20 protein-coding genes are annotated in these 17,605 nt (G+C 73.1%); 16 read left to right on the top strand and 4 right to left on the bottom strand.

Features of this window, described 5'->3' with window-relative positions:
* Positions 1-59 precede the first annotated feature (59 nt).
* The 13 genes from soxR (at position 60) to P1K89_RS17555 (ending at position 10,889) form a co-directional block, all read left to right on the top strand.
* Positions 60-524 (top strand): redox-sensitive transcriptional activator SoxR, encoded by a 465-nt coding sequence (gene soxR / locus P1K89_RS17615; RefSeq protein ID WP_439898002.1) that lies wholly within the window; start codon positions 60-62, stop codon positions 522-524.
* Positions 517-2,034 carry a sensor histidine kinase gene (locus P1K89_RS17610; protein ID WP_284617788.1) on the top strand — a complete coding sequence of 506 codons (1,518 nt, stop codon included), beginning with the start codon at positions 517-519 and terminating at the stop codon, positions 2,032-2,034. The genes soxR and P1K89_RS17610 overlap by 8 nt, the downstream gene beginning before the upstream one ends.
* Positions 2,031-2,669: a response regulator transcription factor gene (locus P1K89_RS17605; RefSeq protein WP_284617787.1), complete on the top strand. Its 639-nt coding sequence runs from the start codon at positions 2,031-2,033 to the stop codon at positions 2,667-2,669. The genes P1K89_RS17610 and P1K89_RS17605 overlap by 4 nt, the downstream gene beginning before the upstream one ends.
* A 118-nt stretch (positions 2,670-2,787) precedes the next feature.
* Complete coding sequence (locus tag P1K89_RS17600) at positions 2,788-3,291, top strand: GlcG/HbpS family heme-binding protein (protein WP_284617786.1); 504 nt, start codon at positions 2,788-2,790, stop codon at positions 3,289-3,291.
* Entirely contained in the window at positions 3,288-3,992 is a 705-nt protein-coding gene (locus P1K89_RS17595) for an ankyrin repeat domain-containing protein (RefSeq protein WP_284617785.1), read from the top strand. The genes P1K89_RS17600 and P1K89_RS17595 overlap by 4 nt, the downstream gene beginning before the upstream one ends.
* 97 nt (positions 3,993-4,089) lie before the next feature.
* Positions 4,090-4,419: an ArsR/SmtB family transcription factor gene (locus tag P1K89_RS17590; RefSeq protein WP_284617784.1), complete on the top strand. Its 330-nt coding sequence runs from the start codon at positions 4,090-4,092 to the stop codon at positions 4,417-4,419.
* 22 nt (positions 4,420-4,441) lie between these two features.
* On the top strand, positions 4,442-5,326 hold the full coding sequence (locus tag P1K89_RS17585) for a sterol desaturase family protein (protein WP_284617783.1): 885 nt from the start codon (positions 4,442-4,444) through the stop codon (positions 5,324-5,326).
* Positions 5,327-5,328: 2 nt separating this feature from the next.
* Positions 5,329-6,045, top strand: coding sequence for an aquaporin (locus P1K89_RS17580; protein WP_284617782.1), 717 nt, complete (start codon positions 5,329-5,331; stop codon positions 6,043-6,045).
* Positions 6,046-6,052: 7 nt separating this feature from the next.
* Positions 6,053-6,484 (top strand): arsenate reductase (glutaredoxin), encoded by a 432-nt coding sequence (gene arsC / locus P1K89_RS17575; protein WP_284617781.1) that lies wholly within the window; start codon positions 6,053-6,055, stop codon positions 6,482-6,484.
* Positions 6,485-6,591: 107 nt separating this feature from the next.
* Positions 6,592-7,077 (top strand): MarR family winged helix-turn-helix transcriptional regulator, encoded by a 486-nt coding sequence (locus P1K89_RS17570; RefSeq protein WP_284617780.1) that lies wholly within the window; start codon positions 6,592-6,594, stop codon positions 7,075-7,077.
* On the top strand, positions 7,068-9,149 hold the full coding sequence (arsN2, locus tag P1K89_RS17565; RefSeq protein WP_284617779.1) for an arsenic resistance N-acetyltransferase ArsN2: 2,082 nt from the start codon (positions 7,068-7,070) through the stop codon (positions 9,147-9,149). Before P1K89_RS17570 ends, arsN2 begins: the two co-directional genes overlap by 10 nt.
* A 4-nt stretch (positions 9,150-9,153) precedes the next feature.
* Positions 9,154-10,350: an MFS transporter gene (locus P1K89_RS17560; protein WP_284617778.1), complete on the top strand. Its 1,197-nt coding sequence runs from the start codon at positions 9,154-9,156 to the stop codon at positions 10,348-10,350.
* On the top strand, positions 10,347-10,889 hold the full coding sequence (locus P1K89_RS17555) for an arsinothricin resistance N-acetyltransferase ArsN1 family B (protein ID WP_284617777.1): 543 nt from the start codon (positions 10,347-10,349) through the stop codon (positions 10,887-10,889). The genes P1K89_RS17560 and P1K89_RS17555 overlap by 4 nt, the downstream gene beginning before the upstream one ends.
* A gap of 37 nt (positions 10,890-10,926) precedes the next feature.
* Here P1K89_RS17555 and P1K89_RS17550 read toward each other — a convergent pair whose 3' ends face one another.
* On the bottom strand, positions 10,927-12,168 hold the full coding sequence (locus P1K89_RS17550; protein WP_284617776.1) for an AraC family transcriptional regulator: 1,242 nt from the start codon (positions 12,166-12,168) through the stop codon (positions 10,927-10,929).
* 155 nt (positions 12,169-12,323) lie between these two features.
* Between P1K89_RS17550 and P1K89_RS17545 the strand changes: the two genes are divergently transcribed.
* The 3 genes from P1K89_RS17545 to P1K89_RS17535 are packed head-to-tail and all read left to right on the top strand — an operon-like array spanning position 12,324 to position 14,705.
* On the top strand, positions 12,324-13,130 hold the full coding sequence (locus P1K89_RS17545) for a sterol desaturase family protein (protein ID WP_284617775.1): 807 nt from the start codon (positions 12,324-12,326) through the stop codon (positions 13,128-13,130).
* A 5-nt stretch (positions 13,131-13,135) separates the two neighbouring features.
* On the top strand, positions 13,136-13,672 hold the full coding sequence (locus tag P1K89_RS17540) for a hypothetical protein (RefSeq protein WP_284617774.1): 537 nt from the start codon (positions 13,136-13,138) through the stop codon (positions 13,670-13,672).
* A 25-nt stretch (positions 13,673-13,697) separates the two neighbouring features.
* Complete coding sequence (locus P1K89_RS17535; protein WP_284617773.1) at positions 13,698-14,705, top strand: hypothetical protein; 1,008 nt, start codon at positions 13,698-13,700, stop codon at positions 14,703-14,705.
* 31 nt (positions 14,706-14,736) lie between these two features.
* Here the strand turns inward: P1K89_RS17535 and P1K89_RS17530 are convergent, their stop codons facing one another.
* The 3 genes from P1K89_RS17530 to ssuD are packed head-to-tail and all read right to left on the bottom strand — an operon-like array spanning position 14,737 to position 17,595.
* Entirely contained in the window at positions 14,737-15,600 is an 864-nt protein-coding gene (locus tag P1K89_RS17530) for an ATP-binding cassette domain-containing protein (protein WP_284617772.1), read from the bottom strand.
* A 19-nt stretch (positions 15,601-15,619) separates the two neighbouring features.
* Positions 15,620-16,408, bottom strand: coding sequence for an aliphatic sulfonate ABC transporter permease SsuC (ssuC, locus tag P1K89_RS17525; protein WP_284617771.1), 789 nt, complete (start codon positions 16,406-16,408; stop codon positions 15,620-15,622).
* Positions 16,409-16,419: 11 nt separating this feature from the next.
* A complete protein-coding gene (gene ssuD, locus P1K89_RS17520) occupies positions 16,420-17,595 on the bottom strand; it encodes an FMNH2-dependent alkanesulfonate monooxygenase (RefSeq protein ID WP_284617770.1) in 1,176 nt (391 codons plus the stop codon).
* Positions 17,596-17,605: the final 10 nt, after the last annotated feature.

Raw genomic sequence — 17,605 nt, 5'->3', positions numbered from 1 at the left:
CAACCTCAACTTAACTTCAGGTCAAGCGGGACGTCCCGGGCCGGGACCCGCGCAGTGAATTGCCGAACGAATTGTTGACCGTGGGCCAGATGGCCGAGCGCAGCGGCGTCGCGGTGTCGACGCTGCATTTCTACGAGCGCAAGGGGCTGATCGCCTGCCACCGCAGCGGCGGCAACCAGCGCCGCTACCGGCGCGACACCTTGCGCAAGCTGGCGGTGATCCGCATCGCGCAGCGCATGGGGCTGCCGCTGGAGATCATTCGCGACGCGCTGTCGCGGCTGCCCGACGAACGCGCGCCGACATTGGCCGACTGGCGGCGCCTGTCCACCGCCTGGCGCGCCGAGCTCGACGAACGCATCGGCCAGCTGCAGGCGCTGCGCGACCAGCTCACCGATTGCATCGGCTGCGGCTGCCTGTCGCTGCAGCGCTGCCGGCTGCGCAACCCGGGCGATGCGCTGGCCGAGCACGGCGCCGGGCCGCGGCGGCTGATCGAGCACGACGCCGACGGGTCGCCCGGTGCCTGAAGCGCGCGGCCCGCTGCCTGCGCGCGGGGCGCTGCCGTGGCTGCTGGGCTGGACGGCCCTGCTGCTGGCGGGCGGCTTCGTCATCGTGCGGATGGACATCGCCGAGCGCCGCGAGGCCTTCCAGGCCGACGCCCGCATCGCGCACCGATTGCTCAGCCAGCGCATGGTGCAGCACGACGCGATCGTCGAGACGCTGGTGCTGCTGGGGCCGTCTTCGGCGGCCGACCCGCAAGGCGCGGAGCGCCGGCTCGGCGCGATCTACCCACAGCTGCTCGCGGTGCATCGCCGCCGCCCCGACGGCGCCTGGCCCGATGAAGCGCTGCGCGAAGCCGAGGCACGTTCGCGCGCCAGCCGCCACGCCGAGGTCGCGGCCTTCGATGCGGCCCAGGGCCGCTACGCGCTGGTGCTCGCCGGCGAGCCGGACAGCGTGGCGCTGCGCATCGACCTGCAGCGCACCGTGCCATGGGACACCTGGCCGCTGCCGCGCGCGGGGCCGGTGCAGGTCGCGCTGCAGCACGGCGCGCAGCGCGTGCTGCTGCAGCCGGGTGAACCCGTCGCGTCGCGTCCGGTGGGCCTGACCGGCGGCTTCAGCTTCACGAAGGCGCTGGCCAGCCCGGGCCAGCCCTTCGAGCTGCAGCTGCAGCGCGCGACCGGCCCGGCGCAGTGGCCGTGGCGGGGGCTCGCCGCGTGGGCAGCGCTGAGCGGGCTGGCGCTGGCGGTGCTGGCCACGCGGCGCGCACAGCGGCGCGAACGCGACCGCGCACAGGCGCTGCTGCGCCTGGAGCAGACGGCGCGGCTGGGCACGCTGGGCGAGCTGGCCGGCGGCATCGCGCACGAACTGAACCAGCCGCTGGCCGCGGTGCTGGCCAACACCCAGGCGGCGCGGCGCCTGCTCGACGATCAGCCGCCCGAACTGGCCACCGCGCGCGACGCGATGGCCCAGGCCGCCGCGCAGGCGCGCCGCGCGGCCGACGTGCTGGCGCGGCTGCGCCGGCTGGTCGAGGCGCCCGATGCCGCGCGCCCGCAAACGCCGGTGCTGCTGCAGGCCGTCGTGCGCAACGCCGCCGCGCTGCTGGCGCCGGAAGCGCGCCGGCGCGGCATCACGCTGGTGATCGAAGGCGACGCGCCGGCGGTGCTGGGCGATGCGGTGGCCGTCGAGCAGATCGTGCACAACCTCGCCGCCAACGCGATGCAGGCGCTCGAGGCGGTGCCGGCGTCGGAACGGCGGCTGGTGCTCGGCGTACGGCGCGACGGCGCGCGCGGCCTGCTCAGCGTGCGCGACAGCGGCCCCGGCATTCCGCCCGACGCCTTGCCGCTGATCTTCGAGCCCTTCTACACGACGAAACCCGGCGGCCTGGGCCTGGGCCTGAGCCTGTGCGAATCGCTGGCGCGCGCGATGCACGGCACACTGGCGGTCCGGCCGGCGCCGCCGCGCGGCGCCGAGTTCGAGCTGGCGCTGCCGCTGGCGGCCGCGCCGGCGGACACCGCGTCAACTCAGGACAAGACGTGAACCCCACCTCGCCGCTGATCCAGCTCGTCGACGACGACGACGCCGTGCGCGACGGGCTGGCGCTGCTGATCGGCACCGTCGGCCTGCGCGTGGCCGCGTGGTCGCATCCGCAGGCCTTCCTCGACGGCTTCGACCGCGAGTCGATCGGCGCGATCGTGCTCGACGTGCGCATGCCCGGTGCCAGCGGGCTCACGGTGCTGGAGCAGCTGCAGGCCGCGGGCATCGACCAGCCGGTGATCATGCTGACCGGCCACGGCACGGTCGAGATGTGCCGGCGCGCGTTCAAGGCCGGTGCCGCGGAGTTCCTCGAGAAACCGGTGGACGACGAACGCCTGCTCGAGGCCCTCCACGACGCCGTGCGGGCGCATGTGAAGGTGCGCGGCCGCAACACGGCCGACCGCGAGGCGCGAGAACGTTTCGCCAGGCTCTCGGATCGCGAGCGCGAGGTGCTGTCGCTGGTGGTCGCGGGCCTGACGAACAAGGAGATCGCGCGGGCGCTCGCGCTGTCGCCGCGCACGGTCGAGACGCATCGCGCGCACCTGTCGGCCAAGCTCGAGTCGCCGACGCTGGCGCAGCTGATCCGGCGTTATGCGGCGCTGGCCGAAGCGGGGGAGGGTGCCGCCGGGGGTCCGTAGATCTACGGAGGGCCGCGCGTGCGCGCCCGCATGTCGGGACGGCGCGCGAATTCCTAGAGTGCCGGGCACGGCCGGACCGCGGCCGCCTTCCCAGACAGGACACAGGATCAACGTCGCCATGAAGACCATCACTTCCGTTCCGCTGCTCACGCTCGCGCTGCTGGCCACCACCTTGCAGGCCCAGGCCCAGACGGCGCTCGTTCGCACCGAGAAGAACATGTCGCTGGAGCTCGCCAACCAGATCGCCGCCCAGGGTGTCGCCGCCTGCGGCGCCAACGGCCACGCGGTCGCCGTCGCGGTGGTCGACCGCGCCGGCACGCTGCGCGCGCTGCAGCGCGCCGACAACGCCGGCCCGCACACCGTCGAGGCCAGCCTGCAGAAGGCCTTCACGTCGGCATCGGCGAAGAACACGACGCTCGCGATGATGGACACCGCGCAGAAGAACCCCGGCGCCGCGAACCTCGTGCACCTGCCGGGCTTCCTGCTGCTGGGCGGCGGTGTGCCGGTGAAAGCCGGCAGCGAGGTCATCGGCGCGGTGGGCATCGGCGGTGCGCCGGGTGGCCACCTCGACGAGCAGTGCGCCGTCGCCGCGCTCGACAAGGTCAAGGACCTGCTGAAGTGACGCCGCGCCTTCGCATCGCTGCGCTGCTGCTGGGGCTGGGGCTGGGGCTGGCCGCGGCGCTGCCGGTCCGTGCGCAGGTGCCGCCGACAGCCGACGAGGCCGCGGCCTACACCGGCCTGCATGTCGCCGCGCAGCGCGGCGACGGCAAGGCCATCGAGCGGCTGATCGCCACGTCGCGCGAAACGCTGAATGCGCGCGACGCCCACGGCCGCACGCCGCTGCACGTGGCCACCTTCGCGCGCCGGCACGACGCGATGCGCGCGCTGCTGGCCGCCGGCGCAGACCACGCGGCGCTGGAGCACGGCCGCTACGACGCCGTGACGATCGCCGCGGTGGCCGACGACGAGCCCGGCCTGCGCCTGCTGCTGGCCGCGGGCGCCAGCGCGAAGCTCACCACCAGCCGCTACGACGGCACCGCGCTGATCGCCGCCGCGCACCTCGGCCACGACGGCATCGTGCGCCACCTGATCGCCGCCGGCGCGCCGCTGGACCACGTCAACAACCTGCACTGGACCGCCGTGATCGAGGCCATCGTGCTCGGCGACGGCGGCCCGCGCCACCAGGCCTGCCTGCGCGCGCTGCTCGATGCCGGCGCCAGCACGCAGCTGGCCGACCGCGCCGGCCGCACGCCGCTGCAGCTGGCGCGCGAACGCGGCCACGCGGCAATGGTGCGCATGCTCGAAGCCGCCGGCGCGCGCTGAACACGCCGGCGCAAGCAACCCCCGTGCCGTCGCGCCCGATGGGGGCAAAGGGGGAGAGGTGCTTGCGTTGGGTCAATACTTCCAGTATTCTTGAACTATGGATGAACAAGCCGTCGTTCGCGCCCTCGCCGCACTGGCCCAGCCGCTGCGCCTGCAGGTCTTCCGCGCGCTCATCGTCGCCGGCGCCGAGGGCCTGACACCGGGCACGATGGCCGAGGCGCTGGACGTGCCGCAGAACTCGCTGTCCTTCCACCTGAAGGAGCTCAGCCATGCCGGCCTGGTGACGCAGGAGCGCGCCAGCCGCCACATCATCTACCGCGCCGCCTTCGAGCAGATGAACGCGCTGCTGCGCTACCTGACGGAGAACTGCTGCCAGGGCGCGGCCTGCGTCCCCGAGCGCGGCCTGAACCGGTCGTCCTGCGCCTGACCTCGCCCCGGCCCGATCCACGATGAAAACCATGGTCCGCTTCCTCACCCGCCACCTCTACCTGCTGGCCGTCGCCGGCGGCGCCGCGTCGTTCGCCCTCGGCCTGCGCCTGGGATGGCCGCTCGAGGCCGTCGTGCTGGGCTGGAGCCTGCTCGTGCTGGCCGCCGGCATCGTGCTGGAACGCGTCGCGCCCTTCGATGCCACGTGGCGCCAAACGCGCGGCGACACGGCCACCGATGCCACCAGCGCGGCGCTGCTGATCGGCGTGGTCGATCCGCTGCTGAAGGCCGCGCTGCCGGTCGCCGTCATCGCGCTGCTGGGTGATCGCGCGGCCGGCTGGTGGCCGCAGGACGGGCCGCTGGCGCTGCAGATCGCGGCCGCGATCCTGTGGATCGAGCTCGCCAAGTACACGATGCACCGCCTGCACCACGAACGCCCGCTGCTGTGGCAGCTGCATGCGCTGCACCACGGCAGCGAGCGCCTGTACTGGCTCAACAACTTCCGCTTCCACCCGCTGAACCACCTGTTCAACACCGCGGCCAGCCTGCTGCCGCTGTGGCTGCTCGGCGCCCCAGAGGTCGTGCTGCTGGGCGCCACCGCGTTGACGCAGCCGGTGCTGATGCTGCAGCACGCCAATGTCGACCTCGCCAGCGGCTGGCTCGACCGGCTGCTCAGCACCAACGCGGTCCACCGCTGGCACCACTCCACGCAGCCGCACGAGGCGAACGCGAACTACGGCAGCGCGCTGCTGCTGTGGGACCACGTCTTCGGCACCTACCGCGTGCCCGCCGGCCGCGGCCGCCCCGAACGCATCGGCCTCTTCGGCGACGGGCGCGGCTTCCCGGCGCGCGCCTCCTACTGGCGCCAGCTGATCGGCGCCTGGCAACCCGCGTGCTGCCGCAGCTGACCATGGCGGCCGGTCTTCGTCGAAAGCTCGCCGCCGAAGCGCTCGGCACCGCCTTGCTGCTGGCGGTGGTGATCGGCTCGGGCGTCATGGCCGAGCGACTCGCCGGCGGCAACACCGCGCTCGCGCTGCTGGCCAATGCGCTGGCCACGGTCGGCGGCCTGTACGTCCTGATCGAGGTCTTCGGCCCGATCAGCGGTGCCCACTTCAATCCGGCGGTGAGCGCGGTGATGGCCTGGCGCGGCGAACTGCCCGGGGCTGCGCTGTTGCCCTACGCCGTTGCGCAGCTGGTCGGCGCGCTGCTCGGCGCCTGGCTGGCGCATGCGATGTTCGACCTGCCGATCCTGCAGCTGTCGAGCAAGCTGCGCACCGGCCTCGGCCAGTGGATCGCCGAGGCCGTCGCGACCGCGGGCCTGCTGCTGGTGATCCTGCGCGCGCCGGCCGGCCGTGCGCCGGCGATGGTGGCCGCCTACATCGGTGCGGCCTACTGGTTCACCGCATCGACCTCGTTCGCGAACCCGGCGGCGGTGTTCGGCCGCATGTTCAGCGACAGCTTCGCCGGCATCGCCCCCGGCAGCGCGCCCGGCTTCGTGCTGGCGCAACTCGCGGGTGCGGCGCTTGGCGCGGCGATCCACAACCTGTTCGAACCGCGGCTGCATCCCGCCGGGCATCCGAACCTCATCGAGGCCTCCGGCGAGCCAGGCCATCCCCCCGCAAAGTGAGCGTCCCATGTCCCTGATCACGATCTATCACAACCCCGCCTGCGGCACCTCGCGCAATACGCTGGCGATGATCCGCAACAGCGGCGTCGAGCCCGAGGTCATCGAGTACCTGAAGACGCCGCCGAGCCAAGCGCGGCTGGCCGAGCTGGTCGCCGCGATGGGCATCCCCGTGCGCCAACTGCTGCGCCGCAAGGGCACGCCGTACGACGAGCTCGGCCTCGACGATGCGAAGTGGACCGACGAGCAGCTGCTCGAGCAGATGGTGCAGCACCCGATCCTGATCAATCGCCCGATCGTCGTGACCCCGCTCGGCACGCGCCTGTGCCGGCCCTCGGAGCGGGTGCTGGACATCCTGCCGTCGCCGCAGCAGGGCGCGTTCACGAAAGAGGACGGCGAGCCGGTGATCGACGCCCAGGGACGGCGCATCACCAAGGCCTGAGACTCCGCGCGCGGCTCGAACGCCCGCGCTGGCCACCACCCAGTTGCGATTGACAACCGAAATGAAGAAGTGCATCGTGCGGCCATATAGTTGCTATACACATCCAAATGACCGCATCGAATCCTCCGGCCGGTGCGCTGCTGCGCGAGGTGGCGCGCCTGTACACCCGCGCGCAGCGGGTGGTCGCCGACTGCTGCCGCACCACCAGCACGCAGTGCCACCTGCTGACCGAGCTGGGCCGCGCCGGTCCGCTGCCGCTGTCCGAGCTGGGCACGCGGGTGTGCCTGGAAAAGAGCTGGGTGTCGCGCGCGGTCGACGCGATGGTCGAGCGTGGACTGGTCACCAAGGAGCCGAACCCGAACGACGCAAGGAGCTGGCTCGTGACGCTCACCGCCGATGGCGCGCGCACGGTCGCCGAACTGAACCGCACGCTCGATGAGCATGCCGACCAATTGCTGGGTTCGCTGAGCGAGCGCGAGCGCGCCGCCGTGCAGAACTCGCTCCTGCTGCTGATGAAGGCCCTGCGTGACGACACCGCAGCCAATTGCTGCCTGCCCACCGGGCCCCGAAAGGAAATGACGCCATGTCGATGAATCAAGCCCTCCGCCTGCGCCAGGCGGGTCCCTCGGACTGGCCGGCGGTCGAGTCGCTGCTGAGCGCCAATCGCCTGCCGCTGGACGGCGCGCGCGAGCACCTGTCGACCTTCGTGCTGGCGCTGTCCGGCGACGAGGTGGTCGGCTGCGCCGGCGCCGAGCCCTACGGCGACGTCGCGCTGCTGCGCTCGGTGGCCGTCGCACCCGGCCTGCAGCGCCAGGGCATCGGCGCACAGCTGCTGTCGCTGCTGATCGGCGAAGCGCGCCGGCGCTCGCTGAAGTCGCTCTACCTGCTGACGACGACGGCGCGCGACTACTTCGCGCGCCTGGGCTTCGAGCTCGCCGATCGCGCGAGCGCCCCGGCGGCGCTGCTTCAGTCGGCCGAGCTCCGCGGCGCCTGCCCGGACAGCGCCGACTTCATGGTGCTGCCGCTGCAGCCTCAAGCGCTCGCACCCACACGCATCGATGCGCTGCCGGTGGCGGTGCTCGGCGCCGGACCGGTCGGCCTGGCCGCGGCGGCGAAGCTGATCGATCGCGGCCTGCCGTTCTTCGTGCTCGAAGCCGGCGATCGGGTCGGCGCGAACCTGATCGACTACGGGCATGTGCGGCTGTTCTCGCCGTGGCAGTACAACATCGACCCGACGATGGCCAAGCTGCTCGCAGCGACCGGCTGGACGGCGCCCGAGCCCCAGGCGCTGCCGCTGGCGCGCGAGGTCGTCGAACGCGTGATGCAGCCCTTCGCGGCGCTGCCCGAGGTCGCGCGTGCGCTGCAGCTGCGGACGACCGTCGTGTCGATTTCGCGCGAAGGCTTCGACAAGGTCAAGAGCGCCGGGCGCGAGCAGGCGCCGTTCGTGATCCGCGCGACGCGCGATGGCCGCACGATCGAGCTGCGCGCCCGCGCCGTCATCGACGCGACCGGCACCTGGGGCACGCCGAACCCGGTCGGCGCCAGCGGCCTGCCGGCGCTCGGTGAACACGAGCACGCCGACCACATCTTCTACGGCATCCCCGACGTGCTCGGTGCCGAGCGCGCGCGCTACGCCGGCAAGCGGACGCTGGTGGTCGGTGCCGGCCACTCGGCGGCCAATGCGCTGCTGGCGCTGGCCGAGCTGGCGCAGGAAGCGCCCGGCACGCGGCTGGCGTGGTCGGTGCGCTCGCCGGTGCTGACGCGCGTGTTCGGCGGCGGCGATGCCGATGCGCTGCCGGCGCGCGGCGCGTTGGGGTCGTCGCTGCGCCGGCTGCGCGACGGCGGCGGCCTCGAATTCCGCGCCGGCCTGCGCATCACCGCGATCGAGCACGACGGCGGCCGGCTGCGCATCGTCGGCGTCGATGCCGACGGCCGGCCGCAGCAGCTCGACGGCATCGATGAAATCATCTGCGCCACGGGCCAGCGGCCCGACCTGTCGCTGACCAGCGAGCTGCGGGTGAAGCTCGACCCGTGGCTCGAATCGAACGAGGCGCTCGGCCCGCTGATCGACCCGAACCTGCACAGCTGCGGCACCGTGCGGCCGCATGGCCACCGCGAGCTCGCGCATCCGGAGCCCGGGCTCTACACCGTCGGCGTCAAGAGTTACGGCCGCGCGCCGACCTTCCTGATGGCCACCGGCTTCGAGCAGGTGCGTTCGGTGGTCGCGGCGATCGCCGGTGATCTCGAGGCGGCGGACCGGGTCGAGCTCGACCTGCCGGAGACCGGCGTCTGCAGCGTGGCCGGCAGTGCGACCGAGGGCCTGGGCGACGGTGGCTGCTGCGGCGACACGACGCCCGCCGGCACCGGGGCGGCGGTCCGGGCCAGCGGGTGCGGAACGAGCTCGTGCGGGACCGCGCCGGCGTCGACGTCGGCACCGGCACTTGCTCCGGCACTTGCTCCGGCACTTGCACCGCTACCCGCTGTCGCGGCTGCGGGCTGCTGCGGCGGCCCGGCGAAGGCCGACCAGACGGCCTGCTGCGCGCTGGACGAGCAGAAGAAGGCCGAGGGCGAGACCGGCTGCGGATGCGGCGAACCGAAGCCCTCCGCCACGCCGGCCGCGACCCCGTCCGCCCGGCCGGCCACCGCCACGGCCTGCTGCGGCTGATCCGATGCCGCTCGGACGTTCCGGCACCGTCGCTGCGCTGGGCGCGGCGCAGACGCTCGCCTGGGCGTCCACCTACTACCTGCCGGCCATCCTGGCGGCGCCGATGGCGCGCGACCTGGGCGTGTCGATGCCGACGGTGTTCGCCGCCTTCTCGGTCGCGCTGGTCGTCTCGGCGCTGACCGGCCCGCGCTCGGGCGCGGCGATCGACCGCTGGGGCGGCCGGCCGGTGCTGATGGCGACCAACGGGATCTTCGCGCTCGGCCTGGCCGCGCTGGCGGCGGCGCAGGGGCCGGTGGGCCTCTTCGCCGCGTGGATCGTGATCGGCCTCGGCATGGGCAGCGGCCTGTACGAGGCCGCCTTCTCGACGCTGGTGCGGCTGTACGGCCGCGACTCGCGCAACAGCATCACCGGCATCACGCTGATCGCCGGCTTCGCCAGCACCGTCGGCTGGCCGCTGTCGACCTGGCTCGAAGGGGCCTTAGGCTGGCGCGAGGCCTGCCTCGCCTGGGCCGGCCTGCACCTGCTGCTGGGCCTGCCGCTGAACGCGCTGCTGCCGCGCCCGCCGGCCGAATGCGCGCCGATGGCGGCCGAGCCGGGTGTCGCCGCCGCGCCCGCCACCGCGCCGTCGTGGCGTGCTGCGGTGATCCTGTCCGCGGTCTTCGCCGCCACCTGGTTCATCTCCACCGCCATGGCCGCTCACCTGCCGCGTTTGCTGCAGGCGGCCGGCGCCACGCTGGCCACCGCGGTGTTCGTCGGCGCGCTGATCGGCCCGTCGCAGGTCGGCGCACGGCTGCTGGAATTCGGCCTGCTGCGCAAGGTGCATCCGCTGCTGTCGGCGCGCATCGCCGCCGCGCTGCATCCGCTGGGTGTGCTCGCGCTGGTGCTCGGCGGCGCGCCGGCCGCCGCGCTCTTCGGCGTGCTGCACGGCGCGGGCAACGGCATCCTGACCATCGCCAAGGGCACGCTGCCGCTGGTGGTCTTCGGACCGCAGGGCTACGGCCACCGGCAGGGCTGGCTGATGCTGCCGGCGCGCGTCGCGCAGGCGGCGGCGCCGTGGCTGTTCGGCATGGCGCTGGACCGCTGGGGCGCCGGCGCGCTGGCGCTGTCGGCCAGCATCGGCGCGCTGGCCTTCGCGGCACTGTTCCTGCTTCAGGCCAACTGGTCCCGCGAACCCTCTCCACCCCAGGTTGCACGCCCATGATGATCCGCAGCGTCTCCCCCGCCGATGCCGACGCCATCGCCGCGATCTACCGCCCGATCGTGCTCGAGACGACGATCTCGTTCGAGTGGGTGCCGCCGACGGCGGACGAGCTGCGCGCGCGCATCGCGAAGACGCTGGCGAAGTACCCCTGGCTCGTCGCGGCGGACGAGGCCGACGGCGCCGTGGCCGGCTTCGCCTACGCCGGCAGCCATCGCGACGCGCCGAGCTACCAGTGGTCGGTGAACACCTCCATCTACGTGCGCGACGACCGGCGCGGGCAGGGCCTCGGCAAGCGCCTGTACGAAGCGCTGCACGCGCAGCTGGTCGAGCTCGGCTACTTCCGCGCCTTCGCCGGCATCGCGCTGCCGAATGCGGCGAGCGTCGCGCTGCACGAATCGGTGGGCTACCGCGCGCTCGGCGTCTACGAGCAGGTCGGCTTCAAGTTCGGCGCCTGGCGCGACGTCGGCTGGTGGAGCAAGGGGCTGCAGCCGCCGGTGGCCGATCCGCCGCCGCCGCGCCGGCCCTCGGCGCCGGCGTGAACACGGTCGCGCACGCGATGCCTGGTACTCGTCTCCCCTAGGCGGCCGGCGCTGCGCTGCCGCGCCGGCCGCGGTACTCGGTCGGCGACATGGCATGCCGTTCGCGGAACGCCCGGTTGAACGGACCGATGGAGCCGAAGCCAGCCTCCAGCGCAAGCGTCAGGATCGGCATGCGGTCGCAGGCCGGATCGGCGAGCCGCCGTTCGACCTCGCGCAGGCGGTACTCGTTGACGAAGGCCGGGAAGTTGCGGAAGCCGAGCCGGCGGTGGATGAGCTCGCGCAGGCGGTACTCCGGCAGCCCGCAGCGTTCGGCCAGCGCGCCGATCGCGAGCGCCGGCTCGTGGTAGAGCTGATCGACCACCATCAGGCGCTGCAGTCGATCGACGACGCCGTCCTCCGCGTCGACGGCGCGCCGCGCGGGCTCGCGGCGCGCGGGCGGGGCGTCACTGCGATCGGGCAGCGGCTCGCTGCGCTCGGTTAGCGGCTCGCTGCGCTCGGTTAGCGGCTCGCTGCGCTCGGTTAGCGGCTCGCTGCGCTCGGTTAGCGGCTCGCTGCGCTCGGTTAGCGGCTCGCTGCGCTCGGTCAGCGGCTCGCTGCGCGGGTCACTGGGCTCCGGCGGCCCGGCGCCGAACAAGGCCTGCGCCACCTCGTTCCGGATGCCCAGCATCAGCGCCAGCGCCGCCGCCATGGCGGCGGCGATCACCGCGACATTCAGTGTGTCCAGCCACGGCAACGGCGCGCGGCCGAGCAGCCAGAGCTCGACGCCGAGCACCACCAGCCCGTGCACGCCGATGTAGGCCAGCAGGGCACCGCGCAGCACGCGCCGCGGCGGCACGAGGTCGCCGGCGCGGCCGCGCCACAGCTGCCACAGCGCGGCCATCACGAAGGCCGCGCCGATCGCCTTCTGCGCGGCGTGCGGTGCGAAGGCCAGCAGTGACGCGTCGGCCGGGACCGGCGGCGGCAGCAGGCCGGTGGCCAGCAGCAGCAGCGTCGACGGCAGCACCAGCGCCGGCAGGTCGGCGCGGTCATCGAACACGTTGTGCACCAGCCACCAGAAGGCCACCGGGAAGACCAGGGCCGCGACCGACAGCGGCAGCAGCGCGGCCACCGGCCAGCCGGCCGCCAGCGGCTCGCCGCGCACCAGGTAGGCCGCCAGGCAGGCCAGCAACGGCCACAGCGCGAGCCGGGCGCGGCTCGGCAGCCGCAGGCTGCCGAGCAGCAACGCGAGCACCAGGCCGACCGCGAGGCCGCGCAGGGCAGGACTGAAGGGATCGATCATGGGGCCGACGTTCGTCGTCGCAGGGCGGCCGTGTCTCGCCGGATTCTGCAATCGCGCGCCGATTCGAGAAAACGGCGCATGGCGTCGAGGCATCGGCGCGACGGCGGCGCCGGCGCCGGCCAGAGTCCCGCTCGTGCAACCCGAGGAGCCCGACCATGACCGATCCGACCTGCCCCTTCGACCTGGCCGTTCGCGCCTGGCCCGCGATCTGGTTGATCGACCTGATGCGCTACCTGATCCCGGCCTCCGCGGTCGCGCTGGTCCTGGCGCTGCTGCCGGCGGCGGCGCGGCTGTCGCGCCAGGTGCGCGCGCGCGTGCCGGCGCCCGGCCAGCGGCGTCTGGAGTTCCTGCACTCGATGCTCACCGTGCTGGTGTTCTCCGCGACCGGCGCGCTCATCGTCGCCGGCGTGCACGCCGGGGTGCTGCGGCTGTACACCGACTGGGCGGCCTTCGGCGCGGCGTACGGCCTGGCGAGCTTCGTCGTGCTGGTGCTCGCGCACGACACCTGGTTCTACTGGACCCACCGCCTGATGCACCGGCCGGCACTCTTCCGCTGGCTGCACCGCACGCACCATCGATCGGTCGCGCCCACGCCGTGGGCGGCCTACAGCTTCGCGCTCGGCGAGGCGGTGGTGCAGGCCGTGTTCCTGCCGCTGGCGCTGTGGGTACTGCCGCTGCATCCGGCGGTGGTCTTCATGTTCCTCGCCCACATGATCGTGCGCAACGTGCTCGGCCATGCCGGCGTCGAACTGCTGCCGCGCGCCTGGCTGGCGGGCTGGTGGGGCCGCTGGTTCACGACCACGCTGCACCATGACCTGCACCACGCGCAGGGCGGCCACAACTTCGGCCTGTACTTTCGCGGCTGGGACCGCCTGTGCGGCACCGAGCATCCCGACTATGCGCAGCGGCTGGAACAGCTCGTCCGCCGCCCTAAGATGGCGGCTCCGCTCCCGAGCCCCTGAACGCCATGCCCCTCGCCCGCTGGCTTCTGCTTCTCGGCCTCCTGTGCGCGCCGCTCGTGCGCGCGCAGGACACCGTCGCACCCGACCCCTGGCTGCCGATGGCCCGATTCCTCGGCGAGTGGCAGGGCACGGCCACTGGTCAGGCCGGCAGCGGCACGGTGGCCCGCCGCTATGCGAAGGTGCTCGGCGGGCGCTTCATCCACGAATCCAACACCAGCACCTACCCGCCCCAGGAGCGCAACAAGAAGGGCGAGGTGCACGAGCACACCGGCATGTTCAGCCACGACAAGGCCGGCCAGACGCTGGTGCTGCGGCAGTTCCATATCGAGGGCTTCGTGAACACCTACCGGCAGGTGTCGCCGCCCGGCGCCGACCGGCTGGTCTTCGAGAGCGAACACTTCGAGAACTTCGACAAGCGCTGGAAGGCGCGCGAGACCTACGAGTTCAGCGCCGACGACCGCTTGATCGAGGTCTTCGAGCTGGCGCCGCCCGGCAAGCCGTTCCAGGTCTACAGCCGCACCGAGCTCCAGCGCGTGCGCTGAGTTGTCGCTGCCCAAGGAGCCGCGGATGAGTCTGCCCCACCGGTCGTGCCTGCGCGCGGCGTTGATCGCGCTGTGGTCGAGCGTGCTGCTGCTGTGCCCGCTGCGCGGCCTGGCGCAGCTGCAGCAGGAGCACGATCCGTCGCTGCTCGCCAAGCTGCGCGACGGCCGCTTCGAGCAGATCAGCATGAGCCCGGCCGGCCGCCTCGACCTGGCCGCGGTGGTGAAGGCGCTCGGCGACTCGGGCTGTCGTTTCGAGCTGCAGTCGCCGACGCCCTTTCCGGTGCTGCTGCAACGCCTGCTGCAGGGCGTCGATGGCTGGAGCCTGGCGCTGATCCGGGCCCATGCGATGTACGCCCGCACCGTCACGATGCTGGCCGAGGGCTGCAAGTCGCCGACGGTGCGCGCGGTCGCGGCCAACACGGTGCGCCTGCTGGAGCGCCCCTTGCCGACGCCGCGAGACGAGCTGCGGCGACACGAGGTCGCGCCCTGGCATGGGGTCTACCTGGAGACCTACCGGCTGAGCCCGGCGCAGCAGGCGCAACTGCGTGGCGAGCTGGAAGGCCAGGAAGTGCTGGTGTGCTGGTACCGCAACGACGACCCGGCCACCAACGACTTCGTGAAGGAGGTCCGGCGCCTGGGCTGGTACCGCAGCGCGCCGATGCGCGCGGCGGCCTGGAGCCGCACGCTGTCGCAGCCGACGCCGCATCCGCTGGCCCGCCTGGGCACGCGGGCGCTGGTGGACTGCCCGCCCGACCTGCGCGCCTTCGAAACCGCGCCGGCTCAGAGCGCGCCGCGGCCCGCGTCGCCACCCGACCCATCGGCAGACCCCGCCGGACCCGCCAGGCCGCCGCTGCCCACGGGCGATGTGGATCAACGCCGGCGCGAGGTCGCCTGCCACCTCGCGCGCCAGCATGCGGCGGCCGCCGAACGCGACATCGACGCGGCGGCGGCGCGCGGGCGCGCGCCGTCGGCGTATCAACAAAAGCGCCTCGAAGAGCAGCGCGAGCGGATGCGCACGTACTGCCCGTCGTGAACGCGGCGTGCCGCGGGGGAGACCCCCGGCCTCAGGCGATCTCCTGCAGCACGCGCTGCAGCAGCTCGTCCTCGTGCTGCGCGAACGCGGCGCTGCCGTGGCGGCGCGGGCGCGGCAGCGCGAGGCGGCGGTCGAGCGCGATGGCGTGGTCCCCGATCAGCAGCACGCGGTCGGCCAGCGCGACGGCCTCGCCGACATCGTGCGTGACGAGCAGCGCGGTGAAGCGGTGGCGCTGCCACAGCCGTTCGATCAGGCGCTGCATCTCGATGCGCGTCAGCGCGTCGAGCGCGCCGAGCGGCTCGTCGAGCAGCAGCAGGCGCGGCGCATGCACCAGCGCGCGTGCCAGCGCCACGCGCTGGCGTTGGCCGCCGGACAGCACCGCCGGCCAGTCGTGCGCGCGGTCGGCCAGGCCGACCTGCGCCAGCGCCTCCTGCGCGCGTTCGCGCACGTCATCGCCGCTCAGACCCAGCGCGATGTTGTCGATCACGCGCTTCCACGGCAGCAGGCGCGCGTCCTGGAACATGATGCGCAGCGCCTGGCGCTGTGCCGCCAGCGGCGTGCCGTCGGCCAGCGCCAGCGTGCCGGCGTCCGCCGTCTCCAGCTGCGCCAGCAGCCGCAGCAGCGTGCTCTTGCCGCAACCGCTGCGGCCGACGATGGCGACGAATTCGCCCGGGGCGATGTCCAGGTCGATGCCATCGAGCACGACCCGTTCACCGTAGGCCTTGCGCACGCCACGCAGCTGCAGCGCGAGGCCCGGCTGCGGCAACGTGCCGCGCTGCACGATCGCGGGGCTCGTCGGGCTCGTCGGATCGGCGGCCGCGGCGTCGGCGTGGTCGGCCAGCAGCGCCGCGCGGTGCAGTTCGAGCGCCAGCGGATTCATCACGTCACTCACCATGTTGGAAGTCCTCGTTGCATCAGGCTGCTGCCTGGTAGCCCGGGTGCCAGCGCAGCCACCAGCGTTCCAGGCCCTTGGCGGCCAGGTCGGCCAGCTTGCCGAGCGCGGCGTACAGGCCGATGCCGACCAGCACGACGTCGGTCTGCAGGAACTCGCGCGCGTTCATCGTCAGGTAGCCGATGCCGGCCTGCGCCGAGATCGTCTCGGCGACGATCAGCAGCACCCACATCAGGCCGAGCGAGAAACGCACGCCGACCAGGATCGACGGCAACGCGCCGGGCAGGATGACCTGGCGGTACAGCGACCAGCCCGACAGCCCGTAGCTGCGCGCCATCTCGATCAGCCCGCGGTCGACTGCGCGGATGCCGTGGAAGGTGTTCAGGTAGATCGGGAAGAAGACGCCGAGCGCCACCAGGAACAGCTTGGCCGACTCGTCGATGCCGAACCACAGGATCACCAGCGGGATCAGCGCCAGCGCCGGGATGTTGCGCACCATCTGCAGCGTGGTGTCCAGCAGCGTCTCGGCGCCGCGGAAGCTGCCGGTGACCAGCCCCAGCGCCAGCGCCAGGCTGCCGCCGATCGCGAAGCCGAGCGCCGCACGCTGCGTGCTGATCGCCACGTGCGTGGCCATCTCGCCGGAGGCCGCGAGCTGCCAGAACGCCTGCAGCACCGCGAGCGGTTCGGGCAGCACGCGCGGCGACAGCCAGCCGGCGCGCGACGCCAATTCCCACGCCAGCAGGATCAGCAAGGGCAGGGCCCACGGTGCGCCGCGGCGGGCCAGGCCCAGGAGGGGGGCGGGAAGGGTCATCGCCGTCTCCTTCAGCTGGCCGCTGTCTTCGGCAGGTAGGTGTTGGCGACGATCTCGCCGAACGGACCCGAGAGCGCGGGCTGCGCCAGCTTCTCGCGCACGGCCAGCGGCAGCAGTGGGAAGACCAGCTCGGCGAAGCGGTAGGCCTCCTCGAGGTGCGGGTAGCCGGACAGCACGAAATACTCGAGCCCGAGGTCCGCGTACTCGCGGATGCGCGCGGCCACCTGTTCCGGGTTGCCGACCAGCGCGGTGCCCGCGCCGCCGCGCACCAGGCCGACGCCGGCCCACAGGTTGGGCGCGACCTCCAGGCCCTTGCGGATGTCCTTCGGGTCGTACTGCCCGCCATGCAGCGCGGCCATGCGGCGCTGGCCGACCGAATCCATCTGCGCGAACTTCTTCTGCGCGGCGGCAACGGTGGCCGGCTCCAGGTGCTGCACCAGCTCGGCCGCGGCGTCCCACGCGGCTTCTTCGGTCTCGCGCACGATCACATGCAGGCGGATGCCGAAGGTCAGCGTGCGACCGTGGCGTGCCGCGCGCGCTCGGATGTCGGCCACTTTCTGCGCCACCGCGGCCGGCGGCTCGCCCCAGGTCAGGTAGGTGTCGAGCTGCGCGGCGGCGAGCTCGTGCGCCTCGGGCGACGAGCCGCCGAAAAACAGCGGCGGGTAGGGCGCCTGCAGCGGCGGGTACAGCAGGCGCGCGCCCTCGACGCGCAGGTGCTTGCCGGTGACGTCGAGCGGCTCGCCGCCGTGGCTGCGCGCGAGCACCTCGCGCCAGATCTGCAGGAATTCGCCTGACAGCTCGTAGCGCTCGGCATGGTCGAGGAACAGGCCGTCGCCGGCCAGCTCGTCGGCGTCGCCGCCGGTCACCAGGTTCACCAGCAGGCGGCCGCCGGACAGCCGATCGAAGGTCGCGGCGATGCGCGCCTGCTGCACCGGCAAGGTCAGCCCGGGCCGCAGCGCGACCAGGAACTTCAGCCGCTTCGTCGCGTCGATCAGGCTCGCGGCCACCGTCCACGGGTCCTCGCAGGAGCGGCCGGTGGGGATCAGCACGCCTTCATAGCCCAGGTTGTCAGCGGCCACCGCCACCTGCTTGAAGTAGTCGAAGTCGGCGTGGCGCGCGCCGCGTGTCGTGCCGAGGTAGCGGCTGTCGCCGTGCGTCGGGATGAACCAGAGGATCTTGAGGCCCATGGGAGGTCCT

It is taken from the genome of Aquabacterium humicola (assembly GCF_030167915.1).
GTDB classification, from domain to species: domain Bacteria; phylum Pseudomonadota; class Gammaproteobacteria; order Burkholderiales; family Burkholderiaceae_C; genus Pseudaquabacterium; species Pseudaquabacterium humicola.
Note: the sequence above shows the minus strand (reverse complement) of the source record. Positions and strands in the feature narration are given on the sequence as shown.